Genomic DNA, 18,977 nt, shown 5'->3' with positions numbered 1-18,977 from the left:
GGAAAGAGTCATGCAACTCAATCCCGCAGAAATTTCTGAACTGATCAAGAGCCGCATCGAAGGGCTGGCTGCTAGCACTGACGTCCGTAACCAAGGCACCGTGGTGTCGGTGACTGACGGTATCGTGCGCGTGCACGGCCTGTCGGACGTGATGGCTGGCGAAATGCTGGAATTCCCCGCAGGCGCCGACGGTCAACCCACTTACGGTCTGGCTCTGAACCTGGAGCGCGACTCCGTGGGCGCCGTGATTCTGGGTGCTTACGAGCACATCGCAGAAGGCAACACCGTCAAGTGCACCGGCCGTATCCTGGAAGTGCCCGTGGGCCCCGAGCTGGTCGGCCGCGTGGTGAACGCCCTGGGTCAGCCTATCGACGGCAAGGGCCCCATCAATGCCAAGATGACGGACGTGATCGAGAAGGTCGCTCCTGGCGTGATCGCACGTCAATCCGTGGATCAGCCCCTGCAAACCGGTATCAAGTCCATCGACTCCATGGTTCCCGTGGGCCGTGGTCAGCGTGAACTGATCATTGGTGACCGTCAGACTGGTAAGACGGCTGTCGCTATCGACGCCATCATCAACCAGAAGGGCCAGGGCGTTATCTGTATCTACGTGGCTATTGGTCAGAAGGCTTCTTCGATCAAGAACGTGGTGCGCTCTCTGGAACAAGCCGGCGCGATGGACTACACCATCGTCGTGGCTGCCACCGCCTCTGAATCCGCTGCCATGCAGTACGTGTCGGCCTACGCTGGCTGCACCATGGGCGAATACTTCCGCGACCGCGGCGAAGACGCTCTGATCGTTTATGACGATCTGTCCAAGCAAGCCGTGGCCTACCGTCAAGTTTCGCTGCTGCTGCGTCGTCCCCCCGGACGTGAAGCCTTCCCCGGCGACGTGTTCTATCTCCACAGCCGTCTGCTGGAGCGTGCCGCTCGCGTGAACGCCGACTACGTCGAAGCCTTCACCAAGGGTGAAGTCAAGGGCAAGACCGGTTCTCTGACCGCTCTGCCTATCATCGAAACACAAGCTGGCGACGTGTCCGCTTTCGTTCCCACGAACGTGATTTCGATTACCGACGGCCAGATCTTCCTGGAAACCAGCCTGTTCAACGCCGGTATCCGTCCCGCTATCAACGCCGGTATTTCGGTGTCCCGCGTGGGTGGTTCCGCTCAGACCAAGGTTGTGAAGGGCCTGTCCGGCGGTATCCGTACCGACCTGGCTCAGTACCGTGAACTGGCTGCCTTTGCGCAGTTCGCTTCCGACCTGGACGATGCAACCCGCAAGCAGCTGGACCGCGGTGCCCGCGTGACCGAACTGCTCAAGCAGGCTCAGTACTCTCCTCTGTCGACCGCTCTGATGGCTGCTTCGCTGTTCGCAGTGAACAAGGGCTTCATGGACGACATCGAAGTCAAGCAAGTGCTGCCCTTCGAATCTGGTCTGCACCAGTTCCTGAAGACCAGCCACGGCGCTCTGCTCGACCGTCTGAACGAAAAGCGTGCTTTCGACAAGGAAGGCAAGGACGAAGCTGAACTGACTGCAGCCATTACTGCATTCAAGAAGTCCTTCGCTTAATACCGGCGAGGAGTCATCATGGCAGCAGGTAAGGAAATACGCGGCAAGATCAAATCGGTGGAAAACACCAAGAAGATCACCAAAGCCATGGAAATGGTGGCTGCATCCAAAATGCGCAAGGCGCAGGACCGGATGCTGGCTGCCCGTCCATATAGCGAAAAAATCCGCAACATTGCAGCCCATCTTGGCGAAGCTAACCCTGAATATGTGCATCCGTTCATGCAAGTGAACGATGCCAAGAAGGTCGGCGTCATCGTGGTGACGACCGACAAGGGTTTGTGCGGCGGCATGAACACCAACGTGTTGCGTGTCGTCACCAACAAGTTGCGCGAACTGCAGGATGCGGGTGTTGCGACAGATGCAGTGGCCATTGGCGGCAAGGGACTGGGTTTCCTGAACCGTGTCGGTGCCAAGGTGGTCTCTCACGCTACAGGCTTGGGCGACACGCCTCACCTCGACAAGCTCATCGGGCCTGTCAAGGTGTTGCTGGACCAATATGCTGAAGGCAAGCTGAGCGCGGTGTACCTGGCGTACACCAAGTTCATCAACACCATGAAGCAGGAGTCGGTGGTGGAGCAACTGCTCCCCCTGTCGTCCGAAAAATTGCAAGCCGAGAAGACGGGTGCATCGTGGGAATACATCTACGAACCTGACGCTCAAAGCGTCATCGACGAACTGCTGGTTCGTTACGTGGAGTCCCTCGTGTACCAGGCAGTTGCGGAAAACATGGCGTCCGAGCAATCGGCGCGCATGGTGGCCATGAAGGCCGCTACCGACAACGCCGGCAACGTCATCAGCGAGTTGAAGCTGGTCTACAACAAGACGCGTCAGGCAGCGATTACGACCGAGTTGTCGGAAATCGTGGCAGGCGCAGCCGCTGTGTAAACGGCTTTAACGAACAAACAGATTGGAGCAAAAAATGGCTCAAGTACAAGGCAAGATTGTTCAATGTATCGGCGCCGTGGTGGACGTGGAGTTTGCCCACGGCCAGGTGCCCAAGGTGTATGACGCCTTGAAGCTGGAAGGCTCGGCCCTGACCCTGGAAGTTCAGCAGCAGCTGGGCGACGGCGTGGTGCGTACCATTGCCCTGGGTTCTTCGGACGGCCTGAAGCGTGGCCTGATGGTCACCAACACCGGCAACCCCATCACCGTTCCCGTGGGTAAGGCTACCCTGGGCCGCATCATGGACGTGCTGGGCAACCCCATCGACGAACGTGGTCCCGTGGACCAGACCCTGACCGCCGCCATCCACCGCAAGGCTCCTGCTTACGACGAACTGTCGCCTTCGCAGGAACTGCTGGAAACCGGTATCAAGGTGATCGACTTGGTCTGCCCCTTCGCCAAGGGCGGCAAGGTGGGCCTGTTCGGTGGTGCCGGTGTGGGCAAGACCGTGAACATGATGGAACTCATCAACAACATCGCCAAGGCCCACAGCGGTCTGTCGGTGTTCGCTGGTGTGGGTGAGCGTACCCGTGAAGGTAACGACTTCTATCACGAAATGTCCGACGCTGGCGTTGTGAACCAAGAGAACCTGGGCGAGTCCAAGGTTGCCATGGTTTACGGTCAGATGAACGAGCCCCCAGGAAACCGTCTGCGCGTGGCGCTGACCGGCCTGACCATGGCTGAGTCGTTCCGTGACGAAGGCAAGGACGTGCTGTTCTTCGTGGACAACATCTACCGCTACACACTGGCCGGTACCGAAGTGTCCGCTCTGCTGGGCCGTATGCCTTCCGCCGTGGGCTACCAGCCTACCCTGGCTGAAGAAATGGGTAAGCTGCAAGAGCGTATTACCTCCACCAAGGTTGGTTCGATCACTTCCATCCAGGCCGTTTACGTGCCAGCGGATGACTTGACCGACCCCTCGCCCGCCACCACTTTTGCTCACTTGGACTCCACCGTGGTGCTGTCCCGTGACATCGCTTCGCTGGGTATCTACCCCGCTGTGGATCCTCTGGACTCCACCAGCCGTCAGCTGGACCCCCAAGTGGTTGGCGAAGAGCACTACAAGGTGGCTCGCCAAGTGCAGGGTACGCTGCAGCGCTACAAGGAACTGCGCGACATCATCGCGATTCTGGGCATGGACGAACTGGCTCCCGAAGACAAGCTGACTGTGGCTCGTGCTCGTAAGATCCAGCGTTTCCTGTCTCAGCCTTTCCACGTGGCTGAAGTGTTCACTGGTGCTCCCGGCAAGTACGTTCCCCTGTCTGAAACCATCCGTGGCTTCAAGATGATCGTGAACGGCGAAGCCGACCACCTGCCCGAACAGGCTTTCTACATGGTTGGTACCATCGACGAAGCCTTCGAGAAGGCCAAGAAGCTGGCTGCCTAACTGGCTTGCACCCCCTGAGCGGCTTGCGCCGCTTCCCCCTCTCTTTCAGGAGGGGGACGACGCCCTCGCTGCGGGGCGGCCCTTGCTCGGCGTCTCTGGCTTGGGGTGTGCTTGTTTTAGGACCAGTTTTTACCTTTTCTAGGAGCAAAGATGAACACTATTCACGTTGATGTGGTCAGTGCCGAAGAGTCCATCTTCTCCGGTGAAGCGCGCTTTGTCGCCTTGCCCGGTGAAGCGGGCGAGTTGGGCATTTATCCCCGCCACACACCGCTGATCACCCGCATCAAGCCGGGTTCGGTGCGCATCGAAATGCCTGACGGCAGCGAAGAGTTCGTCTTCGTGGCCGGCGGCATTTTGGAAGTGCAACCCAACTGCGTGACCGTGCTGTCCGACACCGCCATCCGCGGCAAGGATCTGGACGATGAAAAGGCGCAAAAGGCCAAGGCTGCGGCCGAGGAAGCCCTGAAGAACGCCAAGGGCGAACTGGACATCGCTCGTGCACAGTCCGAGCTGGCCGTGATGGCGGCTCAGATTGCTGCTCTGCGCAAGTACCGCCAGAAGCGTTGATGTGCTGTGCCCTGAGCACATGCATCAGCAGCAAAAAGCCACCGCATGCGGTGGCTTTTTTTTATGGACTGCTGCTGCGTAAATCGAAGCGCACTGCGCTTGTCCCAAAAGGGATTGATCCCGAAACCAGCAGGATTCTGAACCGCGGCAGCGCGCAAGCGGCTTAGCTGTTGCAGGCGGCCTGATAGCCGTAGACCACGGAGTTGTCCTTGGGGTCCACATGGCGCGATTTGCGCACCACGGCCTTGCTGGGGTCTTCGCAGAGGGCTCGGATCTGGGCTTCGCACTTCTTGGGGTCATCTTCCTTGAGCTTGCAGCTCAGTGCGTAGTCGTATTCAGCCGGTGCTTCGGCGCCTCTGGGGCTGATGGAGGAGCAGGCGCTCAGTGCCAGGACAGAGCTGATGACGGCCAGAGAGAACAGAGATTTCTGCATGCTTGAGTGCTTTCTTAAGAAAATACGGCTGCCCCAAAACTAACACAGCCATGCGGGTAAAAAGGTTTTTTCTGGATAGGGCCCGCCTGCTTTTTGCATCACCGGGCCTGTTCGCGGTGTCAAAAACAACAAAGGACATGGATGCGCTACAGCGGTACCTTGACGCAATGGAATGACGAGCGTGGCTTTGGCTGGATAGAGGCCGATGGCGGTGGCGAGCGCCTGTTTGTCCATATCAGTGCTTTTGAGCCGCGCCCGCCCGCAGAGCAGCGTCCTCGGCCCGGCCTGCGCCTGGAGTTTTCCGTCGGCATGGAGCAGGGCAGAAAACGCGCGCTTCAGGTTGCGTGGCGAGCTGGCGGCCCAGTGCCTCAGGCACGGTCTTCTTCGGTGCGGCACAACAGCCCTTCTGCAGGGCGTTTGCAGTCCTCGCGTGCGGTGCCTCAGGGCTGGCATGCCTCCAGTGGCTTCAGCTATGGCGTGTTGCTGGTCTGGCTGCTGATGATGCTGGCCACTGCCGTGATCTGGGGCATACCGCGCATCCTCTGGCTGATCTATGCAGGCCTGAGCATGCTGACCTTCATGGCCTACTGGCAGGACAAATGGGCCGCCCAGAAGGGGCAGTGGCGCACGCCGGAAAAAACGCTGCAGACCATGGCGCTGGCCGGAGGCTGGCCCGGTGCCCTGCTGGCCCAGCAGTGGCTGCGCCACAAAAGCAGCAAGACCAGCTTTCAGCTGCAGTTCTGGCTCATGGTCCTGATCAATGTGGCGGCCGTGCTCTGGCTGTGTTCGCCATACGGGCGGCATGTGCTGGCCTGAGGCTTCTGCGGTCTGCAGCCGGCGCATGCGGCGGCAGAACCGGATCAGCGGCTGCGGCTCGGCAGATGCCTTTGGACCACGGGCGTATCGGGCAGGTTTCGCTGTGTGTTGGCCGCGGATTTGCGCGGAAAATGCGCCTGCAGCTGCCGGTTGACACGCTCCAGTGCCGATACCAGACCCACGCTGAAATGCCCGCCCTGGAAGGCGGACTGCATATCGCTGATCAGCGTTTGCCATTGCTCGGCGCTCATGGTGCGGTCCAGGGCGCGGTCGGCCACGATTTCTATGGCGTGGTCGGCCAGCAGCAGGTAGATCAGGGCGCCGTTGTTGTGCTCCGTGTCCCAGACATGGAGCTTGGCGAACTGCGAGAGAGCGCGCTCGCGCGCCGTGGCATCGCGCCAGATATAGCTCCAGGGCAGGCCGGCCTCTACGCAGATGCGGACCTGGCCGGTATGGCCCAGCTCGCTTTTGGCGATCAGCAATTCCAGCTCCTTGAGCGTGGCAGGCGGCAAGGCCTTGCGCAGATGCTGTTCGGCCCAGCGGTGTCGTACCAGGCGTGCCAGGCGTTGAAAGACATTGCTCATTTCACCAGTCCCCCGAGGCGCCACCGCCACCAAAGCTGCCGCCGCCACCGGAGCTGAAGCCGCCCCCGGAACTGAAACCACCGCCACCGCCGCCGCTGCTCCAGCCGCCTCCGCCGGTGCCGATGTAGGGGCCGCCTCCGCCACGCGAGAGATTGGAGAGCAGGGTGAAGATCAGGCCCACAAAGCCAGCCACGCCTGCGATCAACAGGCTGGTGGTGATCACATAAGCGGCCACCCCGGCAACGCCGCCAATGAGCAGCGAACCCAGCACGCGGCCAAAAATGGCGCGGGCGACGGCAATCCCGATCGGAAAACCGAAGAACAGCAGAGGAAGCAGAAAGTCCAGCTGGTCGGCCCAGGACTTGCCGGACTTGCGCGGCTGGGACTGCGGTGCGGGCAGTTTCTCGCCATGAATCAGCAGGCCCATCTGCTCGATGGCGGCAGACAGTCCACCTGCATAGTCGTCGGCGCGAAAGCGCGGCTTCATGGCACCGTCGATGATGCGTGCAGCCTGGATGTCGGGAATGGCGCCTTCCAGCTTGCGCGCCACTTCGATGCGCATGCGCCTGTCGTTCTTGGCCACGACAATGAGAGCGCCGTCGCCTATGTCCTTGCGTCCCAACTTCCAGCTGCTGGCCACACGCCAGGCATAGGCTGCGATGTCTTCCGGGGCCGTGGTGGCTACCATGAGCACGGCGACCTGGGCGCCGGTCTCGTCCTCCAGCTTCTTGAGCTGCTCGCTCAGCGATTGCAGATCGCCGGGGCTCAGCGTGCCGGTCTGGTCGATGATGCGCGCAGTGAGCTCGGGCACAGGCTGCAGTTGCGTGCCTGCAGCGCCTTGCGCCCAGACTGGCAGCGCCGCAAGCAGTGCCAGCCATGCAAAAACAATAGCTGCAAGCGCTTTATGTATAAGAGCTTGATGCATGTGGTGCATGGTTTTTGAAGTGGAAGCCTGCAATTACTTGCTGCCAGCAGGCGCTGTGGGCGTTGAGAAGTCGACGGCCGGTGGCTGGGAGATCTGGGCTTCGTTTTGCACCGTGAAGTTGGGCTTGACCTTGTAGCTGAATACCTTGGCCGTGATATTGGTGGGGAAGCTGCGCGCCAGCACGTTGTAGGCCTGTACGGTGCCTATGTATTCGTTGCGCGCCACGGTGATGCGATTTTCCGTGCCCTCCAGCGTTACGCGCAGATCGCGGAACGCCTGGTTGGCCTTGAGTTCGGGGTATTTTTCCGCCACCACCATCAGGCGCGAGAGCGCGCTGGAAATCTCGCCCTGAGCTTGCTGGAACTTGTTGAAGGCTTCAGGGTTGTTGATCAGCTCGGGCGTGGCCTGAATCGAGGTGGCCTTGGCGCGTGCTTCGATCACCCTGGTCAGGGTCTCCTGCTCGAAGTTGGCCTCGCCCTTGACCGTGGCGACAATGTTCGGGATCAGGTCCGAGCGGCGCTGGTACTGATTCAGCACCTCGCTCCAGGCGGCCTTGGATTTTTCATCCAGACGCTGAAAGTCGTTATAGCCGCAGCCCGTGAGGGAGAGCATGGAGGCCGCGGTTGCGATTGCCAGAAGCCAGCGTTTCATGGGTGTTTCCATTCACGAGATTGAGACGGAAACCATAGCATAAGCGCTTGCTCGGTTCGTGTGCGTGCAAGGCCTGTCACCTTGTCCGCTGTCCAGCGGCGCTAGCATTGCAATCATGTCCACTGTTTCTCCACTCGATGCCCTGCGTGGCGCACAGCGTCCCGGCCCGAAAACTGCGACCTTGCCGCGCCTGTTGCTGGCCGGGGCCACGGGGCCGCTGGGCAACGAGGTGCTCAGTCGCGTGGTAGGCGCGCAGAACTATGCGCTGGTCCAGGTGCTGGCACGCGAGCCCTATGTCCAGGGCCTGCGTGGCATGGAGTTGCTAACGCAACTGCACGGCGATGTGCAGCAATGGCCTGTGCAGAGCGCCGATGTGGGCCTCATCATGTTTGAGCCTTCGCGTCCCTATTACCAGCGCGAGCGCGCCTTGTGGACGCCCCGGCCCGACCAGCTGCAAGCGGTGGCGCAGTGGATGCAGCGCTGTGGCGTGCATACGCTTGCCGTGGTGCTGCCCCACGATATGGGTAGCCTGCCCCAGGCTTTGAAGCAGGGGCTGGCCAATCTCAATGAGCAAGGCGTAGCTGCGCTGGGCTTCGAGCGCCTGATTTTTGTGCGCTCGGCCAGAGAAGCCCAGAAAATCAATGCAGGCCATTGGCTGCAGCGCACGGCAAAGACCATGCTGTCGGCGCTCAGCTATATGCTGCCGCAGACGGAGCGACCGGTGCGCGCCATGCATGTGGCTCGTCTGGTGGAGGCAGCCTTGCTCAAGGCACCGCCGGGAATTCATGTGGCTCCGCCTGAGCTGGTCTGGCGTGCGGCACAGAAAGACGCTCTGCAGTCAGAGCTGCGGAGCTGGCTGGGTTTCTCATGAATTTCGAACAATTTCGTGCACCTTGGTGGCAGCCCGGAGGTCATGTCCAGACCATTTGGGCTGCACTCTGTGCGAAGGGCGGAGAGTCTCCGGCGTGGCGGCGCGAGCGCTGGGATACGCCCGATGGCGATTTCATCGATATCGATTTTTCAAGCCATATGGCAAGTGCAAGCGCTCCCACACTGGTGCTGTTTCATGGCCTGGAAGGCTCTTCCTCCAGCCACTACGCCAAGGCCCTGGCACAGGTCTGCGCGCAGCGCGGCTGGCATCTGGCCGTGCCGCATTTTCGCGGCTGCAGCGGTGAGCCCAATCACTTGCTACGCGCCTACCACTCCGGCGATGCGGACGAGCTGGACTGGATTTTGCGTCGGCTGCGTCAAGGCGCGGGCGGAGAGTTGCTGGCCATGGGAGTGTCGCTGGGCGGCAATGCCCTGGCGCGCTGGGCCGGGCTGCAGCAGCAGGCGGCCGCAGAGCTCGTCAAGGGCGCGGCAGTGATCTGTGCGCCGCTGGACCTGGTGGCCGGAGGCGTCAATCTGGGCCAGGGGCTCAATCGCTGGATCTACACCCCCATGTTCATGCGTACCCTGGTGCCCAAGGCCCTCGCCAAATGGCAGCAGTCGCCGGGGGTGTTCGATAGGGAGCGGCTGCAGCGCGCACGCACCCTGCATGACTTTGACGATGTGTTCACGGCCCCGGTCCATGGCTTCAGGGATGCCGATGATTACTGGCGCCGGGCCTCGGCCAAGCCCCTGCTCAAGCAAGTGGCCGTGCCCTTGTTGCTGCTCAATGCGCGCAACGATCCCTTTGTGCCGGCGCACAGCCTGCCCAGGCCCGATGAGGTCAGTGCCACCGTGCAGCTATGGCAGCCGCCGCACGGCGGACATGTGGGCTTTGCCAGCGGAGCCTGGCCCGCCCATGTGCAGGCCATGCCGCTGGCGGTGACCGAGTGGCTGGAGCAGTGGCTCTGAGCGTTCGCAGAATAATCAGGAGATGAGTGATGGATGACATCGTGAAACAGGCCATGCTCAAGTGGCCCAATGTCCCGGCCTGCAGTGGCTGGCTGGGTCTGGATGCGCGTGGCCAGTGGTGGCTCAGGGACGAGCAGGCCCAGGTCTGCGGTGCGTTTGCCAGCGGCAAACCCGGCTCCAGGGGCAATCTGCTGCGCCACGAAAAGTTGGCCGAATTCATCGGACGCAACTATCTGGTCGAGGCAGATGGTCGCTGGTATTTTCAGAACGGCCCGCAGCGCGTGTATGTGGAACTGGAGAGCGCGCCATGGATATGGCGTCTGCGATACGCGGAGCATGGCTTGCAGTTGCACAGTCATACGGGCCAGGAGCTGGCTGCCGAACAGGTGCAGCAGGTGCTGCTGGACGAGCTGGGGCGGCTGTTTCTGGCCCTGCCGCAAGGCCTGGGCATGGTGCACAGCCTGGACATGCTGGATGCCGCCAATGCGCTGGAGAGTGGTGCGCTGCCCGAGGCGCAGGATATCGAGAGCGCCTTGCTGCCGTTGCAGTTCGGTTTTGTGCCCAGTCCTGAGGGCTATCAAGTCTGATAGCAGCTTTCGTTTGTGTGCAAAGGGTTTGAGGCCAAAAATAACAAAACCGGCCAAAAGCCGGTTTTTGCGGGGCAGAGGGGCGCCTACTTGGCTGCATCCACCATGTACTGGATGGCGGCCTTGAAGTCTGCATCCGATGCGGTGGAGCCGCCCTTGGGAGGCATGGCGCCCACGCCTTGGGTGGCCTTCTGCACCATATCGTCCATGCCCTTGGCAATGAAAGGTGCCCAGGCAGCCTTGTCGCCAAACTTGGGAGCCCCGGCTACGCCACTGGCGTGGCAGGCCATGCAGGTGGTGTTGTAGAGGTTCTTGCCCACATCGGAGGCCGCGGCAGCTGCGGGAGCCGGGGCGGCTGCAGGTGCTGGCTCGGCGGCTGCAACAGCTGCTGCCGGTGCAGCGGCGACGGGGGCCGCAGGTGCTGCTGCGGGGGCATCACCGGCTGCAGGCTGGGGCTCGGGGAAGTTGGCGCCGGCAGCATTGCTCATATAGACCACGCCACGGGCAATTTCCGTGTCATTGAACTCGCCGCCGCCCTGGGCCGCCATCGCACCCTTGCCAGCCAGGGCAGAGTGCACCAGCGTTTCCAGGCCCTGCTTGATGCGCGGGCCCCAGGCTGCTGCATCCTGGAATTTGGGGGCGCCGGCTACGCCGGTTTCATGGCAGGCCGCGCATTGCGACTTGAAGACTTCGGCTCCGCCGCGCAGAGGACGGTTGGCATCACGAATTTCCACCGTACCCACTTTTTGCAGACGCATGGCCTTGGCCATTTCGGCATTGGCCGTACCTGCGCCCGTGGTGTCGGACGAAGTCACGAACTTGACCAGACCGATGATGACGAAGATGGGAACCACAAACGAGAAGAAGACGGCAAGCAACAACTGCTTGGGTTTTTTAATGGGGCCTGTATGGGCTTCTTCGTGGTGTTGCTCGCTCATGAAGTCCTCTGAGATCGTGGGATGGGGATGAACAAACCATTATAGAAGTGAGGGTTAAGAATGCCAGTGCACGACGATCCGGGTTGACGGCTGCTGCATAAAGGAGTTGAGTTGGATCAACTTTGTGCAGCCAATTTGTGGCGTGCATGAAAAAAGGCGTCCGAAGACGCCTTGTGTGAGAGTGCAAAACTTGGCCCGATTACTGGGCTGTAGTTGCTGCCGCAGGGTTGTCGCTGGCGCTTGCCTGCGTCCAGCCGCCGCCCAGCACCTTGTAGAGATTGACCTGGTTTTGCAGCTGCGCCAGGCGGACCTGAACCACGGACTGCTCCAGTGCAAACAGTGAACGCTGCGCATCCAGCAGATCCAGGTAGCTGGCCACACCGTTGGTGTAGCGCAGGTCCGACAGCTTGTAGCGAACCTGCTCTGCCTCCAGCTGACGCGATTGGGCATCGAGCTGATCCTTGAGTGCTTGGCGATTCACCAAGGTGTCGGACACCTCGCGGAAGGCCGACTGGATGGATCCTTCGTATTGAGCCACGGCAATCTTCTGGCTGGCTTCTGCAACCTGCAGATTGGCGCGATTGCGGCCTGCATTGAAGATGGGCAGATACAGCGAAGGCGCAATCGTGAACGCCGCAGAGTCCGACTTGAGCAGATCGGAGATGTCGGAGCTTGCGAAACCTGCCGAGGCGGTCAGGGAGATGTTCGGGAAGAACAGCGCACGTGCGGCACCAATGCTGGCATTGGCGGCGATCATGCTTTGCTCTGCCTGGCGGATGTCGGGCCGGCGCAGAAGCAGGTCGGAAGGCAGGCCCGAAGGCACATCGGCCAGGGCTGGCAGATCGCGCAGTTGCTTGCCTTGCATGCTGGTCAGCAGATCGGCAGGCAGGGTCTGACCCACGAGCAGGGTCAGGGCGTTGACGTCGCGCTCGCGCTGACCGGCTTGCTGGGCCAGCGTGGCGCGTGCGCTTTCGGTCAGCGACTGAGCTTGGCGGTAGTCCAGCTCGGAAGCGACACCGGAGTCCAGTCGCAGCTTGGTCAGCTTGATGGACTGCTCACGTGTGCCCAGGGTACGACGGGAAATGGCCAGCAACTCCTCGTCAGCCTGCAGGTTCAGCCAGGTGTTGGCGACCGTTGCAATCAGACTGATCTGGGCCGCTTTGCGGCCTTCCTCGGTCGCCAGATACTGGGCTAGAGCTTGCTGCTTGAGGCTGCCGATGCGCCCCCAGAAGTCAATCTCCCAGCTGGGCATGGAAAGGCCCACCATGTACGAGTTGGCATAGCGGCCCGTGGTGGCGCTGGGCTGGCGGCTGGCGCTGCCTGCGACACCGAATTCCGGGAACTGGCCGGCACGCTGGATCTGGTACTGAGCCTGTGCCTTTTCGATGTTGAGCACGGCCACACGCAGGTCGCGGTTGTTTTCCAGCGCGAGCTGGATCACCTGCTGCAGGCGTGGGTCCGTGTAGAACTGCTGCCAGGGGATGTCGGCAGCCGCCGTGGCGCCAGCCTGCTCGTCGGTGGCCGAGTAGTGCTCGGCCACCGGAGCGGCAGGGCGCTCCAGCGTGGGGATGAAGGAGCAGCCGCTGGCCAGCAGCGCGCCGGCCAGTGCTACGGGTAGCAAGGTTTTATTCATGTTGCGAGCCTCCCTGTGCTGCAGAAGTTGCCGCTGGGGGAGTGGCGTTGGAGTCCTGCTTGGACTTCTTGCCAAACAGATTGAACACGGCCACAAAGAACACGGGCACCAGGAACACGGAGATCGGCGTGCCGATCACCATGCCCCAGAACACGCCGGTGCCGATCTCCTTCTGGCTGGCAGCGCTGGCGCCGGAGGCGATGTACAGCGGCACCACGCCCAGAATAAAGGCCAGCGAGGTCATCAGAATGGGACGGAAACGAAGATGACCGGCTTCCAGCGCGGCTTCCAGCGCGCTCTTGCCTTCAGCATGCAGGTCCTTAGCGAACTCCACGATCAGAATGGCGTTCTTGGCCGACAGGCCGATCACCGTGATCAGCGCCACCTGGAAGTAGATGTCGTTGGGCATGCCGCGCATCAGCATGCCGGCCACGGCGCCGAACACGCCCAGAGGCACGACCAGCAGCACGGACAGCGGGATGCTCCAGCTTTCATACAGTGCGGCCAGACACAGGAACACGGCCAGGATGGAGAACGCGTACAGCAGCATGGCCGAGGAGCCAGCCTTTTTCTCGTCCAGAGACTGACCGGTCCACTCGTAGCCGAAGCCGTCGGGCAGTTCCTGGGCCAGCTTTTCCATTTCCTTCATGGCGTCACCGCTGGTGAAGCCGGGTTTGGCCTGACCGGTGATGCTCATGGAGGGGTAGCCGTTGTAGCGTGTCAGCTGCATGGGGCCGCTGATCCACTTGGCGCTGACCATGGTGGAAAGCTCCACCAGCTGGCCTTGCGCGTTGGGAACCGTCAGGCGCATCACGTCCTCGGGCTGCATGCGGCGGGCGGCATCGGCCTGGATGGTGACGCGCTGCATAAAGCCGTTGTTGGGGAAGTCCGTGGAGTTGGACGAACCCAGAGCGGTTGCCAGTGTGGTGGCCAGGTCGCCCATGCTCACGCGCTGGGCATAGACCGCATCACGATTGATGTCCACTTGCCATTGGGGGGCGTCATCCACGCCATCAAAGCGCACGCCGGTCAGCACAGAGCTCTGGTTGGCTTTGGCAACCAGCTGATTGCGGGCTTCCAGCAAGGCTGCATGCCCCTTGCTGCCGCGGTCTTGCAGACGGAAGGTGAAACCGTCGCTATTGCCCAGCTCCGAAATGGAGGGGGGGGACCAGCGTGAAGATGAAACCATCGCGCAGCGCTGACATGGCGCCCTTGGCTCGGTCAGCGAAGGATTTGGCATCCGAGCCAGCACCTGCGCGCTCGGACCAGTCCTTGAGCGTGGTGAACGCCAGGCCCACGTTCTGGCCCTGGCCCATGAAGCTGAAGCCCAGAATGCTCACGATGTGATCGGTCTCAGGCTGGCTCAGGGCAAACTTCTCCAGCTCAGCCATGGTCTTGCTGGTGCGTTCCAGGCTGGCGCCGGGAGGCAACTGAGCCAGCGAGATGACATAGCCCTGGTCTTCGGTGGGAAGAAAGGCCGTGGGCAGTCGCATGAACATGAAGACCACGCCGGCAATCACCAGCAGATAGACGATAAAGGCTTGAGCGGAGCGCTTGACCACACCGGAGAGTGCGGAAGAGTAGCGCTTCGTGCCTGCGTCAAACTTGCGGTTGAACCAGTTGTAGAACGGGCCGAGCAAGCCGGTCTTCTTGTCGTGCGCGTGGCCCTTGGGAATGGGCTTGAGCATGGTGGCGCAAAGCGCAGGCGTCAGCGTCAGCGCAAAGAAGCCCGAGAAGAAGATCGAGATGGCCATCACCAGCGAGAACTGGCGATAGATGTTGCCGGTCGCGCCGGAGAACATGGCCAAGGGCAGGAACACCGTCACCAGAATCACGGTGATGCCGACCACGGCGCCCTGGATCTGGCCCATGGCCTTGATGGTGGCTTCCTTGGGGGGGAGGCCTTCCTCGGCCATGATGCGCTCGACGTTTTCCACCACCACGATGGCATCGTCCACCACGATACCGATCACCAGCACCATGGCGAACATGGCCAGAATATTGATGGTCAGGCCGGCCACCAGCATCACGGCAAACGTGCCGAGCAGCGCGATAGGCACCACGATGGTGGGGATCAGGGTGTAGCGGATGTTCTGCAGGAAGATCAGCATCACGATGAACACCAGCACGATGGCTTCAAGCAGCGTGTGCACCACCTTTTCGATGGAAATCTTCACGAACTTGGAGGTGTCGTAGGGCGAGGACCACTTCACACCGGCAGGCAGGAAGGGCTCCATCTCGGCCATCTTGGCCTTGACCAGCTTGGCGGTCGCCATGGCGTTGGCCGTCGAGGTCAGCTGCACGGCCATGGCCACGGCGGGCTTGCCGTCCAGGCGGGACTCGAAGGCATAGCTCTCGATGCCCAGCTCGATGCGGGCCACATCCTTGAGGCGCACGGTGGAGCCGTCGGAGTTGGAGCGCAGCACCACTTCGCCGAATTCCTCGGGCGTCGTCAGCTGGCCGGGCACCACGATCGTGGCGGTGGTGGTGGTGCCGGGTGTGCTGGGCAGGTTGCCCAGGGCGCCACCGGAAATCTGCTGGTTCTGCGCGGCAATCGCTGCGTTGACCGATGCAATCGACAGACCGAAGCCTTGGAGCTTGGCAGGATCCACCCAGACGCGCATGGCACGACCCGATGCGAACAGCTGTGCCTTGCCCACGCCGTCCAGACGCTGGATTTCAGGCACCACATTGCGGTTCACGTAGTCGGCAATGTCGTCACGCGAAGTCTCTCCAGACTCGGCCTGGAAGGCCAGAATCATCAGGAAGTTGCTCATGGACTTGTCCACGCGCACGCCCAGGGCCTGAACGACCTGAGGCAGGCGGGGCAGCACGCGGGAGAGGCGGTTTTGCACGTCCACCTGCGCCAGATCGGGGTTGGTGCCCGGAGCAAAGGTGACGGTCAGAGTGCCTTGACCGCCCGCAGGGGCGGAGGCTTCCATATACATCAGACCTTGCGCGCCGTTGATTTCGCGCTCGATCAGTTGCAGAACGGAGTCCGTCATGGTTTGTGACGTGGCGCCCGGGTAGGTCGCTGTCACGTTGATGGTCGGAGGTGCGACCGATGGGAACTGTGCCACCGGTAGCTTGGTGATGGAGATCACGCCCGCAATGATCACGAAAATCGCGATCACCCAGGCAAAGATCGGTCTGTGAATGAAAAACTTTGACATGGATCGTGCCTGTTACTTGGCTGCCTGGCCTTCGCCAGCACCTTCGGCTGGAGTGGCGGCTTTCTCTTGCGCAGGTGCGGCGGGGGGCGCAGCAGAGGGTTGTGCTGGTGCGCCGGCAGCCGCATTGTTGATCTCGACGGGCTTGACCTTCTTGGCCCCCATGCCCACCTTGATCAGGCCGTCCACCATGACTTTTTCTCCAGCTTTCAGGCCGGATGTGACGACCCAGTTATTGCCACTGGACTGACTGATCTGAACGGGGCGCGGTGCCACGGAGCCATCCTCGGCCACGATCATGACGAAGTTGCCCTTTTCGTTGCGGGTCACGGCTTGTTGCGGAATCAGCGCGGCGTTCTCGACCTGGGCCTGCTCCAGGTGCACGCGCACATAAGTGCCGGGCAACAGCAGTCCGTCGGGATTGGGCAGCTCCGCGCGCACGCTGACCTGGCCGGTAGTCGGGTCCACGGTCAGGTCGGTGAACAGCAGCTTGCCGGTGTGTGCGTACTCCTTGCCATCGTCCAAATAGACGTGGACGCGCGCGGCGTTGTCACCTACCTTTGCTAACTTGCCGGAACTGAGCGCTTCGCGCATGCGCATGATGTCGGAAGAGGACTGGGTCAGGTTCACGTACAGCGGGTTGACCTGCTGAATGGTCGCCAGCTGCGTGGCTTCGCCCTGGCCGACCAGAGCGCCTTCCGTCACCAGAGCGCGGCCGATGCGTCCGGAGATGGGGGCGGTCACGCTGGCATAGCCCAGGTTGACATTGGCATTGGTGACAGCCGCCTTGCCTGCCGCAACTTGTGCCAGTGCCGCCTTTTCGTTGGCAATGGCGGTGTCGTACTCCTGCTTGCTGATGGCATTGGCTTCCACCAGGGGCTTGTAGCGGCGTGCGGTGGCAGATGCCTGAGCGAGATTGGCTTCGGCCTGTGCCAGGGTCGCCTGAGCGCTCTGCAGGTTGGCCTTGTACGGGGTGTTATCAATCTGGAACAGGGCTTGGCCAGCCTTGACATCCGAGCCTTCCTGGAACAGGCGCTTTTGCACGATGCCGGCAGCGCGCGCGCGAACCTGAGCGATGCGCGATGGCTCCAGGCGGCCTGGCAGATCGGAGATCAAAGGCACGTTCTGCATGGATACCGTCACCACACCAACTTCGGGTGGCTGTGCCTGAGCGGCTGCTTGTGCTTTTTGAGCTTCCGCGTTTTTGTCACTGCATGCGACTAGGCCCAGTGCAGCAGCCAAGCTCAGGCCTATGACCATGGAGCGGGTGCCGGATGCGGCTGAATGGGACTGATTGTCGGGAGCCTGGTTTGCTTCATACATCGGGTGCATGAACGTCCTTCCGGTTGACATTGTGAAAACGAGAAAAGAGCGCTGTCCGCAGTGGAGCGCTCATTCGGGTGGAAACCCTAGATGGTTTCCTGCATATCGGTGCTAGGGGAATTATACATACATGCATAAATGTATAATTGCAAACGCTGCGTAAAGCAGCTGAGAAATGGCTTTTCTCGCGGCGAGCTATCGTCGGCGATTGATGAAGAGGGTGAGTGATGGCTCGAAGAACCAAGGCTGAAGCGGATGAGACGCGCACCAAGCTGCTGGATGCGGCTGAAGAGGTGTTTTTCGAGAAAGGTGTATCTCGAACCTCTCTGGGCGATATCGCCCAGCGTGCAGGGGCGACACGCGGAGCGGTGTACTGGCACTTCAAGGACAAGATGGATGTCTTTGTTTCCATGCTTGGGCGCATATGCCTGCCTTTCGAAGAAATCTGTGACGACAGGTATGGTGACCTGTTGCCGCTAGAGCGCATTCGTCACTCCATCCTGTGTGTGTTCGAGAGCTTGGACGAGGATGAGCGCAGACGCAAGGTGTTTGAAACGGCGCTATTCAAAATGGAATACGTGGGCGAACTGGCGGATGTGCGTTTGCAGCATATAGAAAGTTCAGGCTTTGCTCGGGAAAAATTTGCGCACGACCTGGCGGCTGCGGCACAGGGGCAGTCCGTGCAGTTGTCGGTATCCCCGGAAGAGGCAGCCCTCGGTTTGCACTCTCTTTTTGTGGGTCTTATACATGGTTGGGTATTGACGGAAGGGAGTTTCTCATTGGTCAAGGTCGGTTCGATGTCGGTGGATGTCTACTTGTCTGGTTTGGGATTTCAGGTGAATTTGTGATTTGGGTGTCCAAACCCGTGCAATAATTGCGGCTGTTGAATTGTTGTTGGCCGTGCGAGCGGCCTGACGGATTCGCGGCTGTAGCTCAGTGGATAGAGTATTGGCCTCCGAAGCCAAGGGTCGTGGGTTCGATCCCCGCCAGCCGCGCCAGCATCGATCTTCGGCAAGAAAAAAGAAATTTCAAAATTTCTTTTTAAGCTGGAATTAGATGCTACAATTCAAGTCTCTTCGGAGGGGTGGCCGAGTGGTTAAAGGCAGCAGACTGTAAATCTGCCCGCTAACGCGTACACAGGTTCGAATCCTGTCCCCTCCACCAGCAATGGTTGAGAAGAGCGATTGCTAGAAATAGCAGTCACGTGCAGTAGTAAATCTGTGCGGGAGTAGTTCAATGGTAGAACCCTAGCCTTCCAAGCTAATGACGCGGGTTCGATTCCCGTCTCCCGCTCCAGTTTGCGAGCAAAGATTTTAGAAGTTGTTTTTGCAGCTTCTTTGCCCATGTGGCTCAGTGGTAGAGCACTCCCTTGGTAAGGGAGAGGTCGCGGGTCCGATTCCCGCCATGGGCACCATTTTCTGGTGCGCTCGCTTGATAGGGTTGCGCCGAAATCCTCTTGCAGTGAATTAATTTTTTCGGAGTCGGAAAAATGGCAAAAGAAAAATTCGAGCGCACCAAGCCCCACGTGAACGTGGGCACCATCGGTCACGTTGACCACGGCAAGACCACCCTGACTGCTGCTATCGCTACCGTGCTGTCCAAGCACTTCGGC

The 18,977-nt window shown here is 60.8% G+C and carries 17 protein-coding genes, 4 tRNA genes and 1 pseudogene; 14 read left to right on the top strand and 8 right to left on the bottom strand.

Annotated features, from left to right (window positions below; genetic code table 11):
* Positions 1-10 precede the first annotated feature (10 nt).
* The 4 genes from atpA (at position 11) to V8Z78_RS25995 (ending at position 4,466) form a co-directional block, all read left to right on the top strand.
* Complete coding sequence (atpA, locus tag V8Z78_RS26010) at positions 11-1,570, top strand: F0F1 ATP synthase subunit alpha (RefSeq protein ID WP_003065402.1); 1,560 nt, start codon at positions 11-13, stop codon at positions 1,568-1,570.
* A gap of 18 nt (positions 1,571-1,588) precedes the next feature.
* Complete coding sequence (atpG, locus tag V8Z78_RS26005) at positions 1,589-2,455, top strand: F0F1 ATP synthase subunit gamma (protein ID WP_003065400.1); 867 nt, start codon at positions 1,589-1,591, stop codon at positions 2,453-2,455.
* A gap of 34 nt (positions 2,456-2,489) precedes the next feature.
* Positions 2,490-3,899: a F0F1 ATP synthase subunit beta gene (atpD, locus tag V8Z78_RS26000; protein WP_003065399.1), complete on the top strand. Its 1,410-nt coding sequence runs from the start codon at positions 2,490-2,492 to the stop codon at positions 3,897-3,899.
* A gap of 150 nt (positions 3,900-4,049) precedes the next feature.
* Positions 4,050-4,466, top strand: coding sequence for a F0F1 ATP synthase subunit epsilon (locus tag V8Z78_RS25995; RefSeq protein ID WP_003059364.1), 417 nt, complete (start codon positions 4,050-4,052; stop codon positions 4,464-4,466).
* A 163-nt stretch (positions 4,467-4,629) separates the two neighbouring features.
* Here the strand turns inward: V8Z78_RS25995 and V8Z78_RS25990 are convergent, their stop codons facing one another.
* Complete coding sequence (locus V8Z78_RS25990; protein ID WP_003065394.1) at positions 4,630-4,899, bottom strand: hypothetical protein; 270 nt, start codon at positions 4,897-4,899, stop codon at positions 4,630-4,632.
* Positions 4,900-5,040: 141 nt separating this feature from the next.
* On the opposite strand from V8Z78_RS25990, the gene V8Z78_RS25985 reads away from it, so the two are divergent.
* On the top strand, positions 5,041-5,715 hold the full coding sequence (locus V8Z78_RS25985) for a DUF1294 domain-containing protein (RefSeq protein WP_003065392.1): 675 nt from the start codon (positions 5,041-5,043) through the stop codon (positions 5,713-5,715).
* Positions 5,716-5,759: 44 nt separating this feature from the next.
* Here V8Z78_RS25985 and V8Z78_RS25980 read toward each other — a convergent pair whose 3' ends face one another.
* The 3 genes from V8Z78_RS25980 to V8Z78_RS25970 are packed head-to-tail and all read right to left on the bottom strand — an operon-like array spanning position 5,760 to position 7,875.
* Positions 5,760-6,299: a TPM domain-containing protein gene (locus tag V8Z78_RS25980; RefSeq protein WP_349732447.1), complete on the bottom strand. Its 540-nt coding sequence runs from the start codon at positions 6,297-6,299 to the stop codon at positions 5,760-5,762.
* A 1-nt stretch (position 6,300) separates the two neighbouring features.
* Positions 6,301-7,224: a TPM domain-containing protein gene (locus V8Z78_RS25975; protein ID WP_349732446.1), complete on the bottom strand. Its 924-nt coding sequence runs from the start codon at positions 7,222-7,224 to the stop codon at positions 6,301-6,303.
* 33 nt (positions 7,225-7,257) lie between these two features.
* Entirely contained in the window at positions 7,258-7,875 is a 618-nt protein-coding gene (locus tag V8Z78_RS25970; protein ID WP_349732445.1) for a LemA family protein, read from the bottom strand.
* Between the two features lie 115 nt (positions 7,876-7,990).
* On the opposite strand from V8Z78_RS25970, the gene V8Z78_RS25965 reads away from it, so the two are divergent.
* The 3 genes from V8Z78_RS25965 to V8Z78_RS25955 are packed head-to-tail and all read left to right on the top strand — an operon-like array spanning position 7,991 to position 10,301.
* The gene (locus V8Z78_RS25965; protein ID WP_349732444.1) at positions 7,991-8,746 is read left to right on the top strand and encodes a Rossmann-fold NAD(P)-binding domain-containing protein; all 756 of its coding nucleotides are present in this window, start codon (positions 7,991-7,993) and stop codon (positions 8,744-8,746) included.
* Positions 8,743-9,714, top strand: a complete 972-nt coding sequence (locus V8Z78_RS25960; protein ID WP_003065380.1) for a YheT family hydrolase — start codon at positions 8,743-8,745, stop codon at positions 9,712-9,714. Before V8Z78_RS25965 ends, V8Z78_RS25960 begins: the two co-directional genes overlap by 4 nt.
* A gap of 29 nt (positions 9,715-9,743) precedes the next feature.
* The gene (locus V8Z78_RS25955; RefSeq protein WP_046462146.1) at positions 9,744-10,301 is read left to right on the top strand and encodes a DUF2946 family protein; all 558 of its coding nucleotides are present in this window, start codon (positions 9,744-9,746) and stop codon (positions 10,299-10,301) included.
* An 86-nt stretch (positions 10,302-10,387) separates the two neighbouring features.
* Here the strand turns inward: V8Z78_RS25955 and V8Z78_RS25950 are convergent, their stop codons facing one another.
* From V8Z78_RS25950 to V8Z78_RS25935, 4 genes and pseudogenes are all read right to left on the bottom strand, one after another.
* Positions 10,388-11,239 (bottom strand): c-type cytochrome, encoded by an 852-nt coding sequence (locus tag V8Z78_RS25950; RefSeq protein ID WP_046462145.1) that lies wholly within the window; start codon positions 11,237-11,239, stop codon positions 10,388-10,390.
* A 199-nt stretch (positions 11,240-11,438) separates the two neighbouring features.
* Positions 11,439-12,872: an efflux transporter outer membrane subunit gene (locus V8Z78_RS25945; protein WP_012836785.1), complete on the bottom strand. Its 1,434-nt coding sequence runs from the start codon at positions 12,870-12,872 to the stop codon at positions 11,439-11,441.
* Positions 12,865-16,045 (bottom strand): annotated as a pseudogene (locus V8Z78_RS25940) (efflux RND transporter permease subunit). The gene V8Z78_RS25945 and the pseudogene V8Z78_RS25940 overlap by 8 nt, the downstream one beginning before the upstream one ends.
* Before the next feature lie 12 nt (positions 16,046-16,057).
* Positions 16,058-17,365, bottom strand: a complete 1,308-nt coding sequence (locus V8Z78_RS25935) for an efflux RND transporter periplasmic adaptor subunit (RefSeq protein WP_279091207.1) — start codon at positions 17,363-17,365, stop codon at positions 16,058-16,060.
* A gap of 227 nt (positions 17,366-17,592) precedes the next feature.
* Here V8Z78_RS25935 and V8Z78_RS25930 point away from each other — a divergent pair, with 227 nt between their 5' ends.
* The 6 genes from V8Z78_RS25930 to V8Z78_RS25905 all read left to right on the top strand — a co-directional run.
* Positions 17,593-18,213, top strand: a complete 621-nt coding sequence (locus tag V8Z78_RS25930; RefSeq protein ID WP_003065361.1) for a TetR family transcriptional regulator — start codon at positions 17,593-17,595, stop codon at positions 18,211-18,213.
* A gap of 74 nt (positions 18,214-18,287) precedes the next feature.
* A tRNA-Arg gene (locus tag V8Z78_RS25925) sits at positions 18,288-18,363 on the top strand.
* 80 nt (positions 18,364-18,443) lie between these two features.
* A tRNA-Tyr gene (locus V8Z78_RS25920) sits at positions 18,444-18,529 on the top strand.
* Positions 18,530-18,587: 58 nt separating this feature from the next.
* A tRNA-Gly gene (locus V8Z78_RS25915) sits at positions 18,588-18,661 on the top strand.
* A gap of 43 nt (positions 18,662-18,704) precedes the next feature.
* Positions 18,705-18,779, top strand: a tRNA-Thr gene (locus V8Z78_RS25910).
* Between the two features lie 75 nt (positions 18,780-18,854).
* A partial coding sequence (locus V8Z78_RS25905) for a GTP-binding protein (protein ID WP_349732329.1) occupies positions 18,855-18,977 on the top strand: 123 nt, incomplete at its 3' end.

The organism is Comamonas sp. wu1-DMT, from assembly GCF_040187805.1.
GTDB lineage: Bacteria > Pseudomonadota > Gammaproteobacteria > Burkholderiales > Burkholderiaceae_C > Comamonas > Comamonas thiooxydans.
Note: the sequence above shows the minus strand (reverse complement) of the source record. Positions and strands in the feature narration are given on the sequence as shown.

Bases quoted from the DNA above. Each gene is read 5' to 3' on its own strand.
- atpA (WP_003065402.1), top strand. From the start codon at position 11: ATGCAACTCAATCCCGCAGAAATTTCTGAACTGATCAAGAGCCGCATC.
- atpG (WP_003065400.1), top strand. From the start codon at position 1,589: ATGGCAGCAGGTAAGGAAATACGCGGCAAGATCAAATCGGTGGAAAAC.
- atpD (WP_003065399.1), top strand. From the start codon at position 2,490: ATGGCTCAAGTACAAGGCAAGATTGTTCAATGTATCGGCGCCGTGGTG.
- V8Z78_RS25995 (WP_003059364.1), top strand. From the start codon at position 4,050: ATGAACACTATTCACGTTGATGTGGTCAGTGCCGAAGAGTCCATCTTC.
- V8Z78_RS25990 (WP_003065394.1), bottom strand. From the start codon at position 4,899: ATGCAGAAATCTCTGTTCTCTCTGGCCGTCATCAGCTCTGTCCTGGCA.
- V8Z78_RS25985 (WP_003065392.1), top strand. From the start codon at position 5,041: ATGCGCTACAGCGGTACCTTGACGCAATGGAATGACGAGCGTGGCTTT.
- V8Z78_RS25980 (WP_349732447.1), bottom strand. From the start codon at position 6,299: ATGAGCAATGTCTTTCAACGCCTGGCACGCCTGGTACGACACCGCTGG.
- V8Z78_RS25975 (WP_349732446.1), bottom strand. From the start codon at position 7,224: ATGCATCAAGCTCTTATACATAAAGCGCTTGCAGCTATTGTTTTTGCA.
- V8Z78_RS25970 (WP_349732445.1), bottom strand. From the start codon at position 7,875: ATGAAACGCTGGCTTCTGGCAATCGCAACCGCGGCCTCCATGCTCTCC.
- V8Z78_RS25965 (WP_349732444.1), top strand. From the start codon at position 7,991: ATGTCCACTGTTTCTCCACTCGATGCCCTGCGTGGCGCACAGCGTCCC.
- V8Z78_RS25960 (WP_003065380.1), top strand. From the start codon at position 8,743: ATGAATTTCGAACAATTTCGTGCACCTTGGTGGCAGCCCGGAGGTCAT.
- V8Z78_RS25955 (WP_046462146.1), top strand. From the start codon at position 9,744: ATGGATGACATCGTGAAACAGGCCATGCTCAAGTGGCCCAATGTCCCG.
- V8Z78_RS25950 (WP_046462145.1), bottom strand. From the start codon at position 11,239: ATGAGCGAGCAACACCACGAAGAAGCCCATACAGGCCCCATTAAAAAA.
- V8Z78_RS25945 (WP_012836785.1), bottom strand. From the start codon at position 12,872: ATGAATAAAACCTTGCTACCCGTAGCACTGGCCGGCGCGCTGCTGGCC.
- V8Z78_RS25935 (WP_279091207.1), bottom strand. From the start codon at position 17,365: ATGTATGAAGCAAACCAGGCTCCCGACAATCAGTCCCATTCAGCCGCA.
- V8Z78_RS25930 (WP_003065361.1), top strand. From the start codon at position 17,593: ATGGCTCGAAGAACCAAGGCTGAAGCGGATGAGACGCGCACCAAGCTG.